Here is a 16,117-nt window from a genome sequence, read left to right on the forward strand (position 1 = left end):
TTGGGTTGTAGGGGCTGCCAGTTCACACGCGGTTCAAGTCGAAGCCGGCCTTCTCGCCGGTGCCGTAGACCTTCAAGGCACCCTTCTCGCCGACGGCGTTGGGGCGGTTGAAGATCCAGTTCTGCCAGGCCGTGAGCCGGCCGAAGATGCGGGTCGCCATGTTCTCGCGGCTCGCGAAGCGCAGGTTGGCTTCGAGGCCGGTGAGCGCGTCGGGCGACATGGCGGCGCGCTCCTCGATGGCGATGCGGATCTCGTCGTCCCAGTCGATGTCGTCGGGCGCAGCGGTGACGAGGCCGAGCTTCAGCGCCTGGTCGGCATCGAGCGGCTGGCCGGCCGCGGCGCGCGCGGCCTCGAGCGGCGCGGCCTCTTCGTAGAAGCGGCGCTGCAGACGGCTCTGGTCGTTGACCATCGGGAAGAAGCCGAAGTTGAATTCGTTCAGCACCAGCTTCGGCGCGCGCCCGGCATTGTCGGGCAGCGCGAGCATGTAGCTGCGGTCGGCGGCAAAGGCCAGCTCGGCGAGCGTGCCGACAAAGCAGGAGCCGGCCTCGATCAGCGCGAACAGGCTGCGCGAGGACACGTCGAGCCGCGCCAGCGTGCGGCGCAGCGCGCCGATGGTCTCGCGCACCAGCCAGTGGTCCTTGTGGGCCAGCATCACGGCGTCCGACGCAAGCACCGCATCGGCATCGCCTTCGGTCTTGAGCAGCCAGGTGCCGATGTCGAGCTCGTTGGTGCGCAAGTTGAGGATCGCATCGTCGAGTTCGCGGCACATCGCGAGCGGCCACCAGGCGGCGCCCGCGGCCTCGATGGCGGCCACGTCGGCCGGCTGTGCGCCCGTGGGCGCCTTGACGGTGATCGTGGCGGTGCGCTTGCTGCGGTCGATCTTCACGTCGACGTGGCTGTAGGCAATGCCGTCGGCGCTGTCGGTGCGCTCGAGGCGGGTCAGCGCCACGCCCTTGGCGCCGGCCGGGCGGTCGCTGCCGGCCGCGAGCTGCGCGGCGCGTTCCTGCACCGTGGCAGCGAACTGCGCAGGCTTGGCGATCGCGTCGACCAGGCGCCAGTCAACCGCGCGCTGGCCGCGCACGCCTTCGACGCTGGTGCAGAAGATGTCGGCCAGGTCGTGGCGCACATGGCGCTTGTCGGTGACGCGGGTCAGGCCGCCGGTGCCGGGCAGCACGCCGAGCAGCGGCACCTCGGGCAGCGACACGGCCGAGGAGCGGTCGTCCACCAGCACGATCTCGTCGCAGGCCAGGGCCAGCTCGTAGCCGCCGCCGGCGCAGGCGCCGTTCACGGCCGCGATGAATTTGAGGCCCGAGTGCTTCGACGAATCCTCGATGCCGTTGCGCGTCTCGTTGGTGAACTTGCAGAAGTTCACCTTCCAGGCGTGGCTCGAGACGCCGAGCATGAAGATGTTGGCGCCCGAGCAGAAGATCCGGTCGCGGCCGCTGGTCACGATCACGCTGCGCACCTCGGGATGCTCGAAGCGCACGCGGTTGAGCGCGTCGTTGAGCTCGACGTCCACGCCGAGGTCGTAGCTGTTGAGCTTGAGCTTGTAGCCCGGGCGGATGCCGCCGTCCTCGGCGATGTCGAGCACCAGGCGGGCCACGCTGCCCTCGACATTCAACTTCCAATGCTTGTACTGCGCCGGTTCGACGCGGTAGTCGACGCGCGGAGGCGCCTGGACGGGGGGGGTGGTCTCGGTCATACGGAAGTCTCCTGTGGGGGCGGATGCGAACCGGAAAAATATTGCACATTCCAGCGCCGATGACATGCATCATGCTGCATGCGAACAGGCAAGTCAATGCCTGTTGTGCTTTTTTTCATCGTCCCGGGTCGGGCCCGGTTCAGGCGCCGATGCCCATAGCCTGCCGCGCCGCGGCGCGCAGCGCCTGGAAGCTGTCGGTCAGGCTCTTGCCGCTCGTGTCCACCGACAGGTCGGCCTTCGAATAGAAGGCGGCGCGGCCGTTGAGGATGCGCCGCAGGTCTTCCATCGCTTCGCGGCTCGCGGCCATGGGGCGGGTGTCGCCCTGGGCGGCCACGCGGCCCATGTGCTCCTCGGGCGAGGCCTGCAGCCAGACGGTGGTGCAGTGCGCGAGCAGCTCGTTGAAGGTGGCCGGGTCGGACACGATCCCGCCCGGCGTGGCGATGACCACTTCGCTGTGGATCTGCACCGCCTCCTCGAGCGCGCGGCGCTCGTAGCGGCGGTAGGCGTTGGTGCCGTAGAGGTCGTGGATCTCGCGCACGCTGCAGCCCGCGAGCTTTTCGATCTCGCGGCTCAGCTCCACGAAGGGCAGCTCGAGGTCGTCGGCCAGCATCTGGCCCAGGGTCGACTTGCCCGCACCGCGCAGGCCCACGAGCGCGATGCGCCGGTGCCGCGCCGGATCGACCGAGGCGGTGCCGAGCAATTCGCCGAGGGCCAGGCGCACGCGGCGCAGGTCGGCCTCGCTGCGCTTTTCAAGCAGTTCGCGGATCAGCAGCCACTCGGGCGAGCTGGTCGTCACGTCGCCCACCAGTTCGGCCAGCGAGCAGTGCAGCGCGCCCGCCACCTGCTGCAGCACGAGGATCGAGGCATTGCCGATGCCGTATTCGAGGTTGGCCAGATGCCGCTCCGAGACATCGGCCGCCACGGCCACCGCCTTGCGCGTGAGGCCGCGCTGCGCGCGCAGGTTGCGCACGCGCTCGCCCAGCGCCGCCAGCAGCGGATGCTTCGCCTCCCCGGCGGGCGCGGCGTTGTTGCCGCTTTCCGGCGCGGTGGCCAGCACCGTGTCTCCATGCTCGTTCATGCAAGTCCTCGTTCCTGGCCAGGATTGTGCGCGCTCAGGGTAAACACCATAGATGCACTATATTGCTTGACACCCATTGTCTCGGTGCTTATCGTTCGACTACAAGCAAGATACTGCACACGCCGCCATCGCGCAAGTGAGACCAAAAGTTCGCAGCCGCGGCGGCGTCCCCGCCAGCCAGCCTCCAACAGGAAGCCCGCCATGTCCAGCAAGGAAGATTTTCATCAACTGATTGCCGGCCTCACCGCCGAGATCGCCGGGCGGCCGCTCGACGCGCAGCTCGAGGCGTGGTTGAACGCCCAGCACGGTGCCGGCAGCGCGCGTTTCGAGCGCCTGCGCGCGGCCTGCATCGGCGGCGTGGCCGAAGGCTGGCTCTGCGAGCGCGAAGGCGGCGGCATCCGCTACGGCCGCGTGTTCAAAGCTGACGACGCGCTGCACCGTTTCTCGGTCGACGTGGTCGACATGCAGGACATTGCCGGCCCGCACCACACGCATCCGAACGGCGAGATCGACCTGATCATGCCGCTGGACGGCAGCGCCGCCACCTTCGACGGACGCCCCGCGGGCTGGTGCGTCTACGGACCCGGCACCGCACACCGCCCGACCGTCGCGCAAGGCCGGGCGCTCGTTCTCTACCTGCTGCCGGAAGGGCAGATCAAGTTCACCCAATGACCGAACGCCTCGCCAATTTCGTCGCCGGCCACTGGCAAAGCGGCTCGGACGCCGGCACGCCGCTCTTCGACCCGGTGCTCGGCACCGAACTCGTGCGCGTCGACGCCACGGGCCTCGACCTGCCCGCGGCCTTCGCGTTTGCGCGCGAACAGGGCGGCGCAGCGCTGCGCGCGCTGACCTACCGCGAGCGCGCCGGGCTGCTCGCGGCCATCGTGAAGGTGCTGCAAGCAAACCGCGACAGCTACTACGAGATCGCCACCGCCAACTCGGGCACCGTGAAGAACGACTCGGCGGTCGACATCGACGGCGCCATCTTCACGCTCGGCCAGTATGCGAAATGGGGCGATGCGCTGGGCGACGGGCGCGTGCTGCGCGACGGCGACGCGGTGAAGCTCGGCAAGGAGCCGGTGTTCCAGTCGCAGCACCTGCAGCTGCCCACGCGCGGCGTGGCGCTGTTCATCAACGCCTTCAATTTCCCGTCGTGGGGCCTGTGGGAGAAGGCCGCGCCCGCCCTGCTTTCGGGCGTGCCGGTGATCGTGAAGCCCGCCACCGCGACCGCCTGGCTCACGCATCGCATGGTCAAGGATGTGGTCGATGCGGGCGTGCTGCCCGCGGGCGCGCTGTCGGTGGTGTGTGGCACCTCGGCCGGCCTGATGGAGGCGCTGCAGCCCTTCGACGTGGTGTCGTTCACCGGCTCGGCCGAGACGGCCGCACTGATCCGTTCGCATGCAGCGGTGGCCGCGCGCTCGGTGCGCGCGAACATCGAGGCCGACAGCCTCAACAGCGCCCTGCTGCTGCCCGGCGCCGCGCCCGGCAGCGAGGCGTTCAACCTGCTGGTGCGCGAGGTGGTGCGCGAGATGACGGTCAAGTCGGGCCAGAAGTGCACCGCGATCCGCCGCATCCTGGTGCCGGCCGAGGTGTACGACGCCGCGGCCGAGGCCATCGGCGCGAAGCTCTCGGCCGTCACGGTGGGCAATCCGCGCAACGAGGCCGTGCGCATGGGTTCGCTCGTGAGCCGCGCCCAGCTCCATGCGGTGCGCGAAGGGCTCGACGCGCTGTCCACGCAAACCACCGTGCTGCACGACGGCCGCAAGGCGCCGCTGGTGGATGCCGACCCTGCCATCGCAGCCTGCATCGGCCCCGTGCTGCTTGGCGCGCGCGACGCCGATGCCGCCGCGCGCGTGAACGACATCGAGGTGTTCGGCCCGGTCGCCACGCTGCTGCCCTACCGCAACCTCGCCCATGCCACGGCGCTCGCGCACCGCGGCCAGGGTTCGCTGGTCGTGTCGCTGTACGGCAGCGACGATGCGGCACTGGCCCAAGCCGCGCTGGCCGTGGCGCCGAGCCACGGGCGCGTGCACGTCGTGTCCCCCGAGGTGGCGCAGGCCCACACGGGCCATGGCACCGTGATGCCGATGTCGCTGCACGGCGGCCCCGGCCGTGCCGGCGGCGGCGCCGAGCTGGGCGGGCTGCGCGCGCTCGACTTCTATCACCGCCGGACCGCCGTGCAGGCGAGCCCCGGCGTGCTGGCCGCGCTGGGCCTCCAGGAAACAAGAACATGACGCTGCTGCCCCCCCGATTCAATTTCGCCGAACACCTGTTCGCGCTCAACCGTGGCCGCGCCGATCGCACGGCGTACATCGACGACCGCGGCCGGCTGGCCTACGGCGAGCTCGAAGACCGCGCGCGCCGATTGGCGGCTGCCCTCAAGGCGGCCGGCGTGCGGCGCGAGGAACGCGTGCTGCTGCTGATGCTCGACAGCAGCGACTGGCCCGTGAGCTTTCTCGGCTGCCTCTATGCGGGCGTGGTGCCGGTCGCGGTGAACACCCTGCTCACGCCCGACGACTACGCCTACATGCTCGACCACAGCCGCGCGCAGGCCGCGCTGATCTCGGGCGCGCTGATGCCGGGGTTGCAGGAGGCGATGAACCGCGCGCCGCATGAAGTGCACACGCTCTTCGTCTCGCAGCCAACCGGCGCGCTGCCCGAAGGCGCGAAGGATTTCGAGGCCGCGCTCGCCGATGTGGCGCCGATGCCTGCGGCGGCGCCCACCGCGTCGGACGACCCGGGCTTCTGGCTTTATTCCTCCGGCTCCACCGGCAAGCCCAAGGGCACGGTCCACACGCACGCCAACCTCTGGTGGACCGCCGAGCTCTACGGCAAGCCGGTGCTCGGCCTGACCGAGAACGACGTCTGCTTCTCGGCCGCGAAGATGTACTTCGCGTACGGGCTCGGCAATGCGCTGACCTTCCCGCTCTCGGTCGGTGCCACGGTGGTGCTGATGGCCGAACGGCCCACGCCCGACGCCACCTTCCGCCGCTGGACGGCGCACCAGCCGACCGTGTTCTTTGGCGCGCCAACGGGCTTTGCGGGCATGCTCGCCTCGCCGAAGCTGCCGCCGCGCGAGGCCGTGGCCCTGCGCATGTGCTCGTCGGCCGGCGAGGCGCTGCCGGGCGAGATCGCACAGCGCTTCAAGGCGCACTATGGCTGCGAGATCATCGACGGCATCGGCTCCACCGAGATGCTGCACATCTTCATCAGCAACCGCCCCGGCGACGTGCGCTACGGCACCACCGGCCGGCCGGTCGAGGGCTACGAGGTCGAGCTGCGCGGCGAGGACGGCCGGCCCGTGGTCGACGGCGAAGTCGGCGACCTCTACATCCGCGGGCCCAGCTCGGCGCTGATGTACTGGGCCAACCGCGAGAAGTCGCGCGACACCTTCCAGGGCGGCTGGACCAAGAGCGGCGACAAGTACACGCGCGACGCCGATGGCTACTACACCTATGCGGGCCGCAGCGACGACATGCTGAAGGTCAGCGGGATCTACGTCTCGCCGTTCGAGGTCGAGGCCACGCTGATGCAGCACCCGGGCGTGCTCGAGGCCGCGGTGATCGGCAAGGAAGACAGCGACGGGCTCACGAAGACCAAGGCCTTCGTGGTGCTGAAGGACGGCGCCGCGGCGACCGAGGACGAGCTCAAGTCCTTCGTGAAGGAACGCCTCGCGCCGTACAAGTACCCGCGCTTCCTGGAGTTCGTGCCCGAGCTGCCGAAGACGGCGACGGGGAAGATCCAGCGGTTTCGGTTGCGCGAGAAGGAGAAGCAGGCGTGAAGCTCCCGCTGTCTTTCTCCCTCCCCCTCTGGGGGAGGGTGGGGGTGGGGGCAGGCGGCCTTCGCGAAGGCATGGCCTCTGCCAACGCCGCGCGCCCCCATCCCAACCTTCCCCCAGAGGGGGAAGGAGCAATACCATGAGCACCGCCGAATTCGCCACCATCGACTGGCGCGGCCGCGCCGTGCAGATCGAGTGCGCATGGATCGCCCCCGAGCGCACCGACGCCCCGCTCGTCGTCTTCCTGCACGAAGGCCTCGGCTCGGTCGCGATGTGGAAGGACTTTCCCGCGCGCCTGTGCGAGGCCGCCAAGGTGCGCGGCCTCGTGTTCTCGCGCCCGGGCTACGGCCGCTCGACGCCTCGCGGCGAAGACGAAACCTGGGACGTCGACTTCATGCACCGCCAGGCGCACGAGGTACTGCCCGCGCTGTTCGCCGCACTGGGGCTCGACGGCGAGACGCCGTGGCTCTTCGGGCACAGCGACGGCGGGTCGATCTCTCTGCTGTACGCTGCGCGCTTTCCCGCTCGCGTGGCCGGCCTCGTGGTGCTCGCGCCGCACATCTTCGTCGAGGACGTGACCGTCGAAAACATCGAGAAAGCGCGCAGCGCCTACCTTTCGACCGACCTGCCGCAGAAGCTCGGCCGCTACCACGATAGCGCGGACTCGGCGTTCTGGGGCTGGAACCGCATCTGGCTGCATCCGCCCTTCCGCCAATGGAACATCGAAGCCGAAATCGACGCGATCCGCAGCCCGGTGCTCGCGGTCCAGGGCATCGACGACGAATACGGCACGCTCGCACAGGTCCGCGGCATCGCGGCGCGCGTCGGCGGGGCATGCGAATTGCTTGAACTCGCGGAATGCGGGCATTCCCCGCATCGCGATCAGCCGGATCGTGTCATCGTCGCGGCCAACCTTTTTATTACCACCCACAATCGGAGACAGTCCCTATGACCATTCGCACCGCCCGCCTCGCGCTTACCGCGATCGCTTTCGCCGCACTCGCATCGACCGCCGCGGCGCAGGGTTCGGCCAAGCTCAAGGTCGGCCTGATGCTGCCCTTCAGCGGCACCTACACCGCGCTCGGCGTGGCCATCGAGAACGGCTTCAAGCTCTACGTCGACGAACAGGGCGGCAAGCTCGCCGGCCGCGAGATCGAGTACTTCAAGGTCGACGACGAATCCGACCCTGCCAAGGCCACCGACAACGTCAACAAGCTCATCAAGCGCGACAACGTCGACGTGATCGTCGGCACGGTGCACTCCGGCGTCGCGATGGCGATGGCCAAGGCCGCCAAGGAAAGCGGCACCGTGCTGATCGTTCCCAATGCCGGCGCCGACGCGGTGACCGGCCCGATGTGCGCGCCCAACATCTTCCGCAGCTCGTTCAGCAACTGGCAGCCGGCCTACGCGATGGGCGAGGTCGCGGCCAAGCAGCAGGGCAAGAAGAAGGCCATCACCATCACCTGGAAGTACGCGGCCGGCGACGAGTCGGCCAACGGCTTCAAGGAAGGCTTCGAGAAGAACGGCGGCAAGGTCGACAAGCAGCTCACGTTGGCCTTCCCCAATGTGGAGTTCCAGGCGCTCCTGACCGAGATCGCTGCGGCCAAGCCCGATGCGGTGTACGCCTTCTTCGCGGGCGGTGGCGCGGTGAAGTTCGTCAAGGACTACCAGGCCGCGGGCCTCAACAAGACCATTCCGCTCTACGGCCCGGGCTTTCTGACCGACGGCACGCTCGAGGCGCAGGGCGACGCCGCGCAGGGCATGCTGACGACGCTGCATTACGCCGACGGCCTGAACACGCCGCGCGACAACGCCTTCCGCACCGGCTACGCCAAGTCGTTCAAGATGCAGCCCGACGTGTACGCCGTGCAGGGCTACGACGCAGCGCAGATGCTCGGCGTGGGCCTGGCCGCCACCAAGGGCGACATCTCGAAGAAGGCCGAGTTCACCGCCGCCATCGAGAAGGCGAAGATCGACAGCCCGCGCGGCACGTTCACGATGAGCAAGTCGCACAACCCGGTGCAGGACATCTACCTGCGCAAGGTCGAGGGCAAGGAGAACAAGGTGGTGAGCACGGCCATCAAGGGTCTGGCCGACCCCGCCCGCGGCTGCAGAATGTAAGTAAGGCCCACCCCCGAAGCGGCTCACTTCGTGTAGCCGCCTCCCCCTCAAGGGGGCGACACCTGCGGCCCGGCAAAGCCGGTTCCGCGGTGTCTCGCGAACATCGTGGGCGCTTCGCGCCACACTCCTCTTTCTTGCGCTCTCGGGATCATTCAACGTGGATTTCGGCACCTTTCTCGTCCAGTGCCTGAACTCGGTTCAGTACGGACTCCTGCTCTTCCTCGTGGCCTCGGGGCTGACGCTGATCTTCGGGATCATGGGCGTCATCAACCTGGCGCACGGAAGCTTCTACATGATCGGCGCGTACATGGCGTTCACGCTGTCGCCGCTGTTCGGCGACCAGTTTCTTCTGATGCTGGTGGCCGGCGTGGTGCTGGCGGCGATCTTCGGCTACCTGCTCGAATGGGCCTTCTTCAGCTATCTCTACCAGCGCGACCACCTGCAGCAGGTGCTGATGACCTACGGGCTCATCCTGGTGTTCGAGGAGCTGCGCTCGATCCTGGTGGGCAACGACGTGCACGGTGTCGGCGTGCCGCCATGGCTGGAGGGCAGCTTCGCGCTCGGCAACGTCATGAGCTACCCCTGGTACCGGCTCTTCGCATCGGCGGCCTGCATCGTGCTGGCGGTCGGACTCTATTTCGTCGTCAACCGCACGCGGCTCGGCATGATGATCCGCGCCGGCGCGAGCAACCGCGACATGGTGCGCGGCCTGGGCATCGACGTGAAGCGGCTCTACCGCATCGTGTTCGCCGCGGGCGTGGCGCTCGCGGCGCTGGCCGGCATGATCGCCGCGCCGATGTCGTCGGTGTACCCCAACATGGGCGCGAGCGTGCTGATCATCTGCTTCGTGCTGGTGGTGATCGGCGGCATCGGCTCGATCACCGGCGCGCTCGTGGCCTCGCTGCTCGTGGGCTTCGTCGACACCTTCGGCAAGGTGTTCTTCGCGGACCTGAGCGGCATCGGCATCTACCTGCTGATGGCGATCGTGCTGATCTGGAAGCCCGAAGGGCTGATGGGGAAGCGGCCATGACGAACAACAACAACACCCACGCCACCGTCCGCCAGCGCTCCTCGCTGTCGTTCCTGGTGCCCGTGGCGGTGGCCATTGCGGTTGGCGTGGCCGGCCCGATGCTGGGCAACTACGCCTCGGACTTCGTCGTCAAGATCATGATCCTGTCGATCTTCGCGCTGAGCCTGGAACTGCTCGTGGGCACGACCGGCCTCGTGAGCCTGGGCCATGCCGCGTTCTACGGCCTTGGCGCCTACGTGACGGTGCTGGCCTCGGGCAACGACGGCGGCAACCTCGTGCTGCTGCTGCTGGCGTCCATGGGCGTCGCGGCGCTGTATGCGCTCTTCGTGGGCGCCTTGAGCCTGCGCACGCGCGGCGTGTACTTCATCATGGTGACGCTCGCCTTCGCGCAGATGGCTTTCTTCGTGTTCCACGACACCGCAGTCGGCGGCGGCAGCGACGGCATCTACCTGTACGTGCGGCCCGCCATCGGCCCGCTCGACATGGAGAACCGCACGGTGCTGTTCTATGTGGTGCTCGGCGCGCTGGTGTTCACCTACGGGCTGCTCGCGCTCTTGAAGCGCTCGCGCTTCGGCGCGGCGCTCGCGGGCATCCGCGTGAACGAGCAGCGCATGCGCGCGGCGGGCTTTCCGGTCTATGGCTACAAGCTCGCGGCTTTCGTGCTCGCGGGCGCGCTGGCCGGGCTCGCGGGCTTTTTGCTCGCGTCGCGCGACGGCGTGGTCAACCCCGAACTCATGGCGTGGCACAACTCCGGCGAGGTGCTGCTGATGGTGATCCTCGGCGGCCTGGGCCACCTGCGCGGCGCGGTGATCGGCGCGGTGGCCTTCACGCTGCTCAAGGAGGTCTTCTCCACCCATGCAGTGATCGGTCCGCTCGCGGACCACTGGCAGCTCACGCTGGGCATCGCCATCATCGTGTTCGTCGCGCTGCTGCCCAAGGGGCTGATCGGGCTGGCGAAGCGGCTGTCGCCGAAGGGGGGCGCATGACACGCGTTCTGACTTCGACTTTGACTTTCTCCCTCCCCTTCCGGGGGAGGGCCGGGGTGGGGGCAAGCGGCGTGTCCGTCGAGCGCCCTGCCCGCCCCCATCCCAGCCTTCCCCCGAAAGGGGAAGGAGCCAGACCATGAGCAACACCCACGCACTGCTTTCGGTCGAAGGACTGACCCGCCGCTTTGGCGGCCTCACCGCCGTGAACGCCGTCACGCTCGACCTGCACGTCGGCGAGGTGCATGCCGTGATCGGCACCAACGGTGCCGGCAAGTCGACGCTGATCAACATGCTCTCGGGCGAGATCGAGGCCTCCGAAGGGCGCATCGCACTCGACGGCCACGACATCACACGGCGCGCGCAGTGGCGCCGCGCGCGCGCCGGCGTGGGCCGCAGCTACCAGCGCACGACCATCTTCCCGGAGTTCAGCGTGCACGAGAACTGCCGCCTCGCGGCGCAGGCCGCCACCGCGCGGCCGTGGACGCTGTGGGAATCCTTCGGGCGCTGCGCGGCCAGCAATGCCGCCGCCGACGCGGCGCTCGAGGCCGCGGGCCTCACGGCCGAGGCGTCGCGCATCGCGGGCACGCTGAGCCATGGCGCGCAGCGTCAACTCGAAGTGGCCATGTGCCTGGCCACCCGGCCGCGCGTGCTGCTGCTCGACGAGCCGCTCGCCGGCATGGGCGCCGAGGAAACCGACCGCATGCTCACGCTGCTCGCGCGGCTCAAGGCCACGCATGCGATCCTGCTCGTCGAGCACGACATGGATGCGGTGTTCCGCATTGCCGACCGCATCACCGTGATGGTGAACGGCACCGTCATCGCCACGGGCGAACCCGCGTCGATCCGCGAGAACCCCGAAGTGCGCACCGCGTACCTCGGCGAGGAACACTGATGCCCCCACGCTCATCACTTCGTGTATTCGCTGCCCCCCGAGGGGGCGCTGGCCTCCCTTGGGGCGGCGCGGCGGAAGGCCACTGAGATGCTCACCGTCCGCGACATCAACACCTACTACGGCAACAGTCACATCCTGCGTGGCGTGCATGCCGCCATTCCCAAGGCCGCCTCGGTCGGCCTGCTGGGGCGCAACGGCATGGGCAAGACCACGCTGATCCGCACCGTCATGGGTTACGTGCGCCCCGCCTCGGGCGAGGTGCAGATCGACGGCCGCACCGTCACCGGGCTGCCGCCCGAGAAGATCGCACGGCTCGGCATCGGCTACGTGCCCGAGGGCCGCGGCATCTTCCCGAACCTCTCAGTGCGCGAGAACCTCGTGATGAGCGAGCGTGCCGGCATCGACGGCAGCCGCGCCTGGACCTTCGAGCGCGTGATGGCGACCTTCCCCAGGCTCGCCGAACGGCTTTCGCACGGCGGCCAGCAGCTCTCGGGCGGCGAGCAGCAGATGCTCTCGATCGGCCGCGCGCTCATGACCAACCCGCGCCTGCTGATCCTCGACGAGGCCACCGAAGGGCTCGCCCCGCTGATCGTGGCCGAGATCTGGCGCGTGATCGCCGAGATCCGCACCACCGGCATCGCCACGCTGATCGTCGACCGCGACTACCGCAAGGTGCTCGCACATACCGATCTTGCCGTGGTGATGGAGAAGGGGCGCATCGTGCGGCACGGGGCCTCGGCGGATCTGCTGGCGGAGCCGGGGGTGCTCGAAGAGCTGCTGGGGGTGTGAGCGCGCTGCAGCGCGGCGCCACGGTCAGCGCTGCGCCCTGACCCGCTCAAGCTCGGCCTGCGCCTCGCGCAGCTTGTCTTCGCGGCGCGCGATCTTGTCGGCATCGCCTTTTCGCTGGGCCTCGCGCAGGTCGCGCTCGCGCTGCGCCACCTTCTGCGCGTGGCTGCGCACGCGCTGCCGGTGCTCGGCGGCCAGCTTCTCGTCGGTGCAGTTGCGGCGCACTTCGGCGAGCGCACGTTCCAACCCGCGCACGCGTCGGGGCTGGCCTTCGGCCTTGGCCGCTTCGATGTCGGCCGCGATGGCCTCGCGCTTGTCCGCGCAGGTCGCGCCGGCGCCCGGTTGTGCGACGGCCACGCTCGATGCCAGTGCGGCGATGACGGCGGCAAGGGCCAGTGGTGACAGCTTCATGGGGACTCCTGCGTGAGTGGTGATTCGATGATGATGCCGGTGAACGCAAGCTCCACTCTAGGCGCTTCGGCGCGCGATACCTGCTGTTGGCCCTGATTCGCGCAACCGCCAGCACCGGCACACTCGAGCGCCATGACCGACCACGACTTCCTCCTCGACCCGGACCAGATCGCCCCGCCCCGCACGGTGCGCATCGACTTCGACGACGGCTCGTTCGCGCTGCGTTCGCCGATGGCGCTGCAGCCGTATGCGCGCTGCATCGGCGAATGGCTCGAGCGCTGGGCGCGCGAGACGCCCGATGCGCTCGCGCTGGCCGAGCGCGACGAGGCGGGCGAAGGCGGCTGGCGCCGGCTCGACTATCGCGCGCTGCGGCAGGCCGTGGGCGCGGTGGCGCAGGGCCTGCTCGACCTCGCGCTGCCCGATGACCGGCCGATCGTGATTCTCTCGGACAACGCGATCGACCACGCGGTGCTGATGCTCGCGGCGATGCACATCGGGCGCACCGCCTGTTCGCTGTCGAGCGCCTACTCGCGCATGGCGAAAGATCCGTCTCGGCTGCACGGCGTGCTGCAGGCGCTCGGTCCGTCGCTGGTCTATGCGTCCGATGCCGAGGTCTATGGCGCGGCACTCGCGGGGTGCGGCGTCGAGGCGGTCGCGGTGTTCAGCCGCCATGCCGAGGCCCATCCGGGCGCCATCGCGTTCGACCGCCTGCTGGCCAGCGCTGAAACGCCTGCGGTGATGCAGGCCTTCGAGGCCATCCAGCCCGACACGCACGCCAAGTACCTGCTGACCTCGGGTTCCACGGGGCGGCCCAAGGTGGTGATCAACACGCACCGCATGCTCTGCGCCAACCAGCAGATGATGGCGCAGACCTGGCGCTTCCTCGCAAAGGAGCCGCCGGTGCTGGTCGACTGGCTGCCCTGGAGCCACACCTTCGGCGCCAACCACAACCTGAACATGGTGCTGTGCCACGGCGGCGCGCTCTACATCGACGAGGGTCGGCCCGCGCCGGGCCTTGTCGACAGGACCGTGCGCAACCTGCGCGAGGTGAAGCCCACGCTGCTGTTCAACGTGCCGCGCGGCTTCGACATGCTGCTGCCCTTTCTCGAGGCCGACGACGCGCTCGCGGCCGAGGTGTTCTCCCGGCTGCGGCTCGCGTTCTATGCCGCTGCAGCGCTGGCACCGTCGACCTGGCAGCGGCTCGAAGCGGTGGCACGGCGCGTGCGGCCCGAGCGCCCGCTCTGGCTCACCACTTCGTGGGGCGCCACCGAGACCTCGCCGGCCATTACCTCCGCGCACTGGAAGCTGGACGGTGCCGGCTGCATCGGCGCGCCGCTGCCGGGGCTCGAGCTGAAGTTCGTGCCCAACGGGCAGAAGCTCGAGATGCGCGTGAAGGGCGTGTCGGTGTTCCCGGGCTACCGCGGCGCGCCGCGCGAGACGGCCGAGGCCTTCGACGGCGAAGGCTACTACCGCATCGGCGACGCAGGCTTCCTGGCCGACCCGGCGGCGCCTTCGCGCGGCGTGGTCTTCAACGGCCGCGTGGCCGAGGACTTCAAGCTCTCGAGCGGCACCTGGGTTTCGGTGGGCACGCTGCGCGTGCGGCTGGTTTCGCTGCTCGCGCCGCATGTGCAGGACGTGGTGCTCACGGGCCACGACCGCGACGAGATCGGCATGCTGGTGTTCCCTGCGCCACAAGCCGCATCGCTCGAACATGGCGCGCTGCAGGCGCGCATTGCCGAGGTGCTGCGCGCGCTGCGCGACGAAGGCGCGGGCTCGTCCCAATGCCCGGCACGCGCGCTGGTGCTGGCCGAGCCGCCGAGCCTCGATGCGGGCGAGATCACCGACAAGGGCTACATCAACCAGCGCGCGGTGCTCGCGCGCCGTGCGGCCGACGTGGCGCGGCTGCATGCGGCGGGCGACGGCGATGCCGAGGTGGTGCGACGCGACGCCTAGCGCCGCGGTGCGGCCGGCGCCTTTTTCTCCGCCTTCGGCGCCTCGGTGCCGAACAGCTTTTCGACCTGCTGCCCCAGGCGTGCACCGATCGCGGTGCCCACGCCCGGCAGCACCGCGGAGCCGACCGCCGCGCCGGCCAGCGCGCCGCCGGTCAGCGAAACCTCCGGGTCGCTCGCGGTGCCGCCGATCTTGAGCGGCACGCCGACCACGCCGTCGACGATGTCGACCGCGACCGCACCGTCGAGCTTGCGGTTGAAGAAGCGCAGCTGGCCGCTCGCGGTGAGCACGCCCGAACGCGCGCGGAGGTCGGTGTAGCGCAGCACGGTGCCGTCCTCGCCGCCCTGGGTGTCGAGGGTGCCGGTCAGTTCGTCGAGCGGCGTGGTGCCGCCGCGGCTGACGCCGGCTGTGCTCACCGCCTTGGCGAGGTCGAGCCCGACGAGCGTCGCGGGCCGCACCGCGAAAGTGGTGCGCGTGTGCAGGCTGCGCAGCAGCGCACCGAGTTCGCCCGCCTCGGCCTCGAGCATGGAGCGGCCGTAGACCTTGCCGGCGACGGCCGCGCGGCGGTCGAAGGCCTTCAGCAGGCCCGCGAGGTCGATGTCGCTCGCCTCGAGATCGGCCGACACGCGCAGTGCGTCGTTCGGGCGCACCTCGAACACCGAGACGCCGTTCCAGCTTCCGCCGCCCGCGTCGATGCGGGTGCGCCAGCGGTCCTGCCCGGGCTCGCGCTCGAGCTGCAGGCGCGCGGGCGGCGACGCGCCGGCGCGTTCGACGCGCGCCTCGCGCGGGCGCCACTGGCCGTCGAACGCGATCTCGCCGTCGTAGGCCAATGCGATGCCGCGCCGGTCGATCCAGACCACGTCGCGCCAGCGGACCTTCTCGATCGGAAGCGGCGCGAGCGTCCAGGGCGCAGGCAGCGTGAAGGCGCCGCCGCCCTCGCTCGGCCTCGGCCCCTTGCCTCGGAACGCATAAAGCGATTCACGCGGCAGCACCAGGCTTTCGACCTCGAGCGCGTCGACGGCGACCACCCGCTGCAGCAGCTCGCGCAGCCTCAGTTGCAGCGTGACACGGCGCAGCGTGACCGGGCGCGGCTGCACCGTGGCCACATCCGAAAGCACCAGCACGGGGCTGGGCCAGAGCGACCAGTGCGCACCGCCCACCTGAAGGCCGACGCCGAACCGCTTTTCGAACGCCTCGGCGATACGCTCGGCGGCTTGTTCGTCGCTCGGCAGGCGCGAGGCGACGAGCCACACCAGCGCCCCGGCGCCGAGCAGCAGGGCCGCGGCGATGCCAAGCAGCCAGGGGCGAACTGAGCGTTTCATCGCGGCAACTTAGCACGCCAAGGCGACACGCCTTGTCAGCCGCCGTCGCTATAGTTTTCCG

The 16,117-nt window shown here is 69.5% G+C and carries 14 protein-coding genes; 10 read left to right on the forward strand and 4 right to left on the reverse strand.

Going from position 1 to position 16,117, the window contains the following annotated elements; genetic code table 11:
* Positions 1–22: 22 nt before the first annotated feature.
* Both boxC and AC3A6J_RS14675 read right to left on the reverse strand, forming a co-directional pair.
* Positions 23–1,702 (reverse strand): 2,3-epoxybenzoyl-CoA dihydrolase, encoded by a 1,680-nt coding sequence (boxC, locus tag AC3A6J_RS14670; RefSeq protein ID WP_487860692.1) that lies wholly within the window; start codon positions 1,700–1,702, stop codon positions 23–25.
* A gap of 139 nt (positions 1,703–1,841) precedes the next feature.
* On the reverse strand, positions 1,842–2,780 hold the full coding sequence (locus AC3A6J_RS14675) for a helix-turn-helix transcriptional regulator (RefSeq protein WP_487860693.1): 939 nt from the start codon (positions 2,778–2,780) through the stop codon (positions 1,842–1,844).
* Positions 2,781–2,981: 201 nt separating this feature from the next.
* Here AC3A6J_RS14675 and AC3A6J_RS14680 point away from each other — a divergent pair, with 201 nt between their 5' ends.
* The 9 genes from AC3A6J_RS14680 (at position 2,982) to AC3A6J_RS14720 (ending at position 12,376) form a co-directional block, all read left to right on the forward strand.
* A complete protein-coding gene (locus AC3A6J_RS14680; RefSeq protein ID WP_487860694.1) occupies positions 2,982–3,452 on the forward strand; it encodes a DUF4863 family protein in 471 nt (156 codons plus the stop codon).
* Entirely contained in the window at positions 3,449–5,014 is a 1,566-nt protein-coding gene (locus tag AC3A6J_RS14685; RefSeq protein ID WP_487860695.1) for a 3,4-dehydroadipyl-CoA semialdehyde dehydrogenase, read from the forward strand. The genes AC3A6J_RS14680 and AC3A6J_RS14685 overlap by 4 nt, the downstream gene beginning before the upstream one ends.
* A complete protein-coding gene (locus AC3A6J_RS14690) occupies positions 5,011–6,561 on the forward strand; it encodes a benzoate-CoA ligase family protein (RefSeq protein WP_487860696.1) in 1,551 nt (516 codons plus the stop codon). Before AC3A6J_RS14685 ends, AC3A6J_RS14690 begins: the two co-directional genes overlap by 4 nt.
* 136 nt (positions 6,562–6,697) lie before the next feature.
* Entirely contained in the window at positions 6,698–7,510 is an 813-nt protein-coding gene (locus AC3A6J_RS14695) for an alpha/beta fold hydrolase (RefSeq protein WP_487860697.1), read from the forward strand.
* Positions 7,507–8,679 carry an ABC transporter substrate-binding protein gene (locus tag AC3A6J_RS14700; RefSeq protein ID WP_487860698.1) on the forward strand — a complete coding sequence of 391 codons (1,173 nt, stop codon included), beginning with the start codon at positions 7,507–7,509 and terminating at the stop codon, positions 8,677–8,679. The genes AC3A6J_RS14695 and AC3A6J_RS14700 overlap by 4 nt, the downstream gene beginning before the upstream one ends.
* 157 nt (positions 8,680–8,836) lie before the next feature.
* Positions 8,837–9,709 (forward strand): branched-chain amino acid ABC transporter permease, encoded by an 873-nt coding sequence (locus tag AC3A6J_RS14705; RefSeq protein ID WP_487860699.1) that lies wholly within the window; start codon positions 8,837–8,839, stop codon positions 9,707–9,709.
* Positions 9,706–10,695, forward strand: a complete 990-nt coding sequence (locus tag AC3A6J_RS14710) for a branched-chain amino acid ABC transporter permease (protein ID WP_487860700.1) — start codon at positions 9,706–9,708, stop codon at positions 10,693–10,695. The genes AC3A6J_RS14705 and AC3A6J_RS14710 overlap by 4 nt, the downstream gene beginning before the upstream one ends.
* A gap of 136 nt (positions 10,696–10,831) precedes the next feature.
* Positions 10,832–11,587 carry an ABC transporter ATP-binding protein gene (locus tag AC3A6J_RS14715; protein ID WP_487860701.1) on the forward strand — a complete coding sequence of 252 codons (756 nt, stop codon included), beginning with the start codon at positions 10,832–10,834 and terminating at the stop codon, positions 11,585–11,587.
* Positions 11,588–11,674: 87 nt separating this feature from the next.
* Positions 11,675–12,376, forward strand: coding sequence for an ABC transporter ATP-binding protein (locus tag AC3A6J_RS14720; RefSeq protein ID WP_487860702.1), 702 nt, complete (start codon positions 11,675–11,677; stop codon positions 12,374–12,376).
* 24 nt (positions 12,377–12,400) lie between these two features.
* On the opposite strand, the gene AC3A6J_RS14725 is transcribed toward AC3A6J_RS14720, so the two are convergent.
* Positions 12,401–12,784 carry a DUF1090 domain-containing protein gene (locus tag AC3A6J_RS14725; protein WP_487860703.1) on the reverse strand — a complete coding sequence of 128 codons (384 nt, stop codon included), beginning with the start codon at positions 12,782–12,784 and terminating at the stop codon, positions 12,401–12,403.
* 132 nt (positions 12,785–12,916) lie between these two features.
* On the opposite strand from AC3A6J_RS14725, the gene AC3A6J_RS14730 reads away from it, so the two are divergent.
* Positions 12,917–14,737, forward strand: coding sequence for a feruloyl-CoA synthase (locus AC3A6J_RS14730; RefSeq protein WP_487860704.1), 1,821 nt, complete (start codon positions 12,917–12,919; stop codon positions 14,735–14,737).
* Here AC3A6J_RS14730 and AC3A6J_RS14735 read toward each other — a convergent pair.
* Positions 14,734–16,056, reverse strand: a complete 1,323-nt coding sequence (locus tag AC3A6J_RS14735) for an AsmA family protein (protein WP_487860705.1) — start codon at positions 16,054–16,056, stop codon at positions 14,734–14,736. The genes AC3A6J_RS14730 and AC3A6J_RS14735 overlap by 4 nt on opposite strands.
* Positions 16,057–16,117 lie beyond the last annotated feature (61 nt).

The sequence above is a fragment of the Variovorax sp. Soil_C_39 genome (assembly GCF_057656815.1).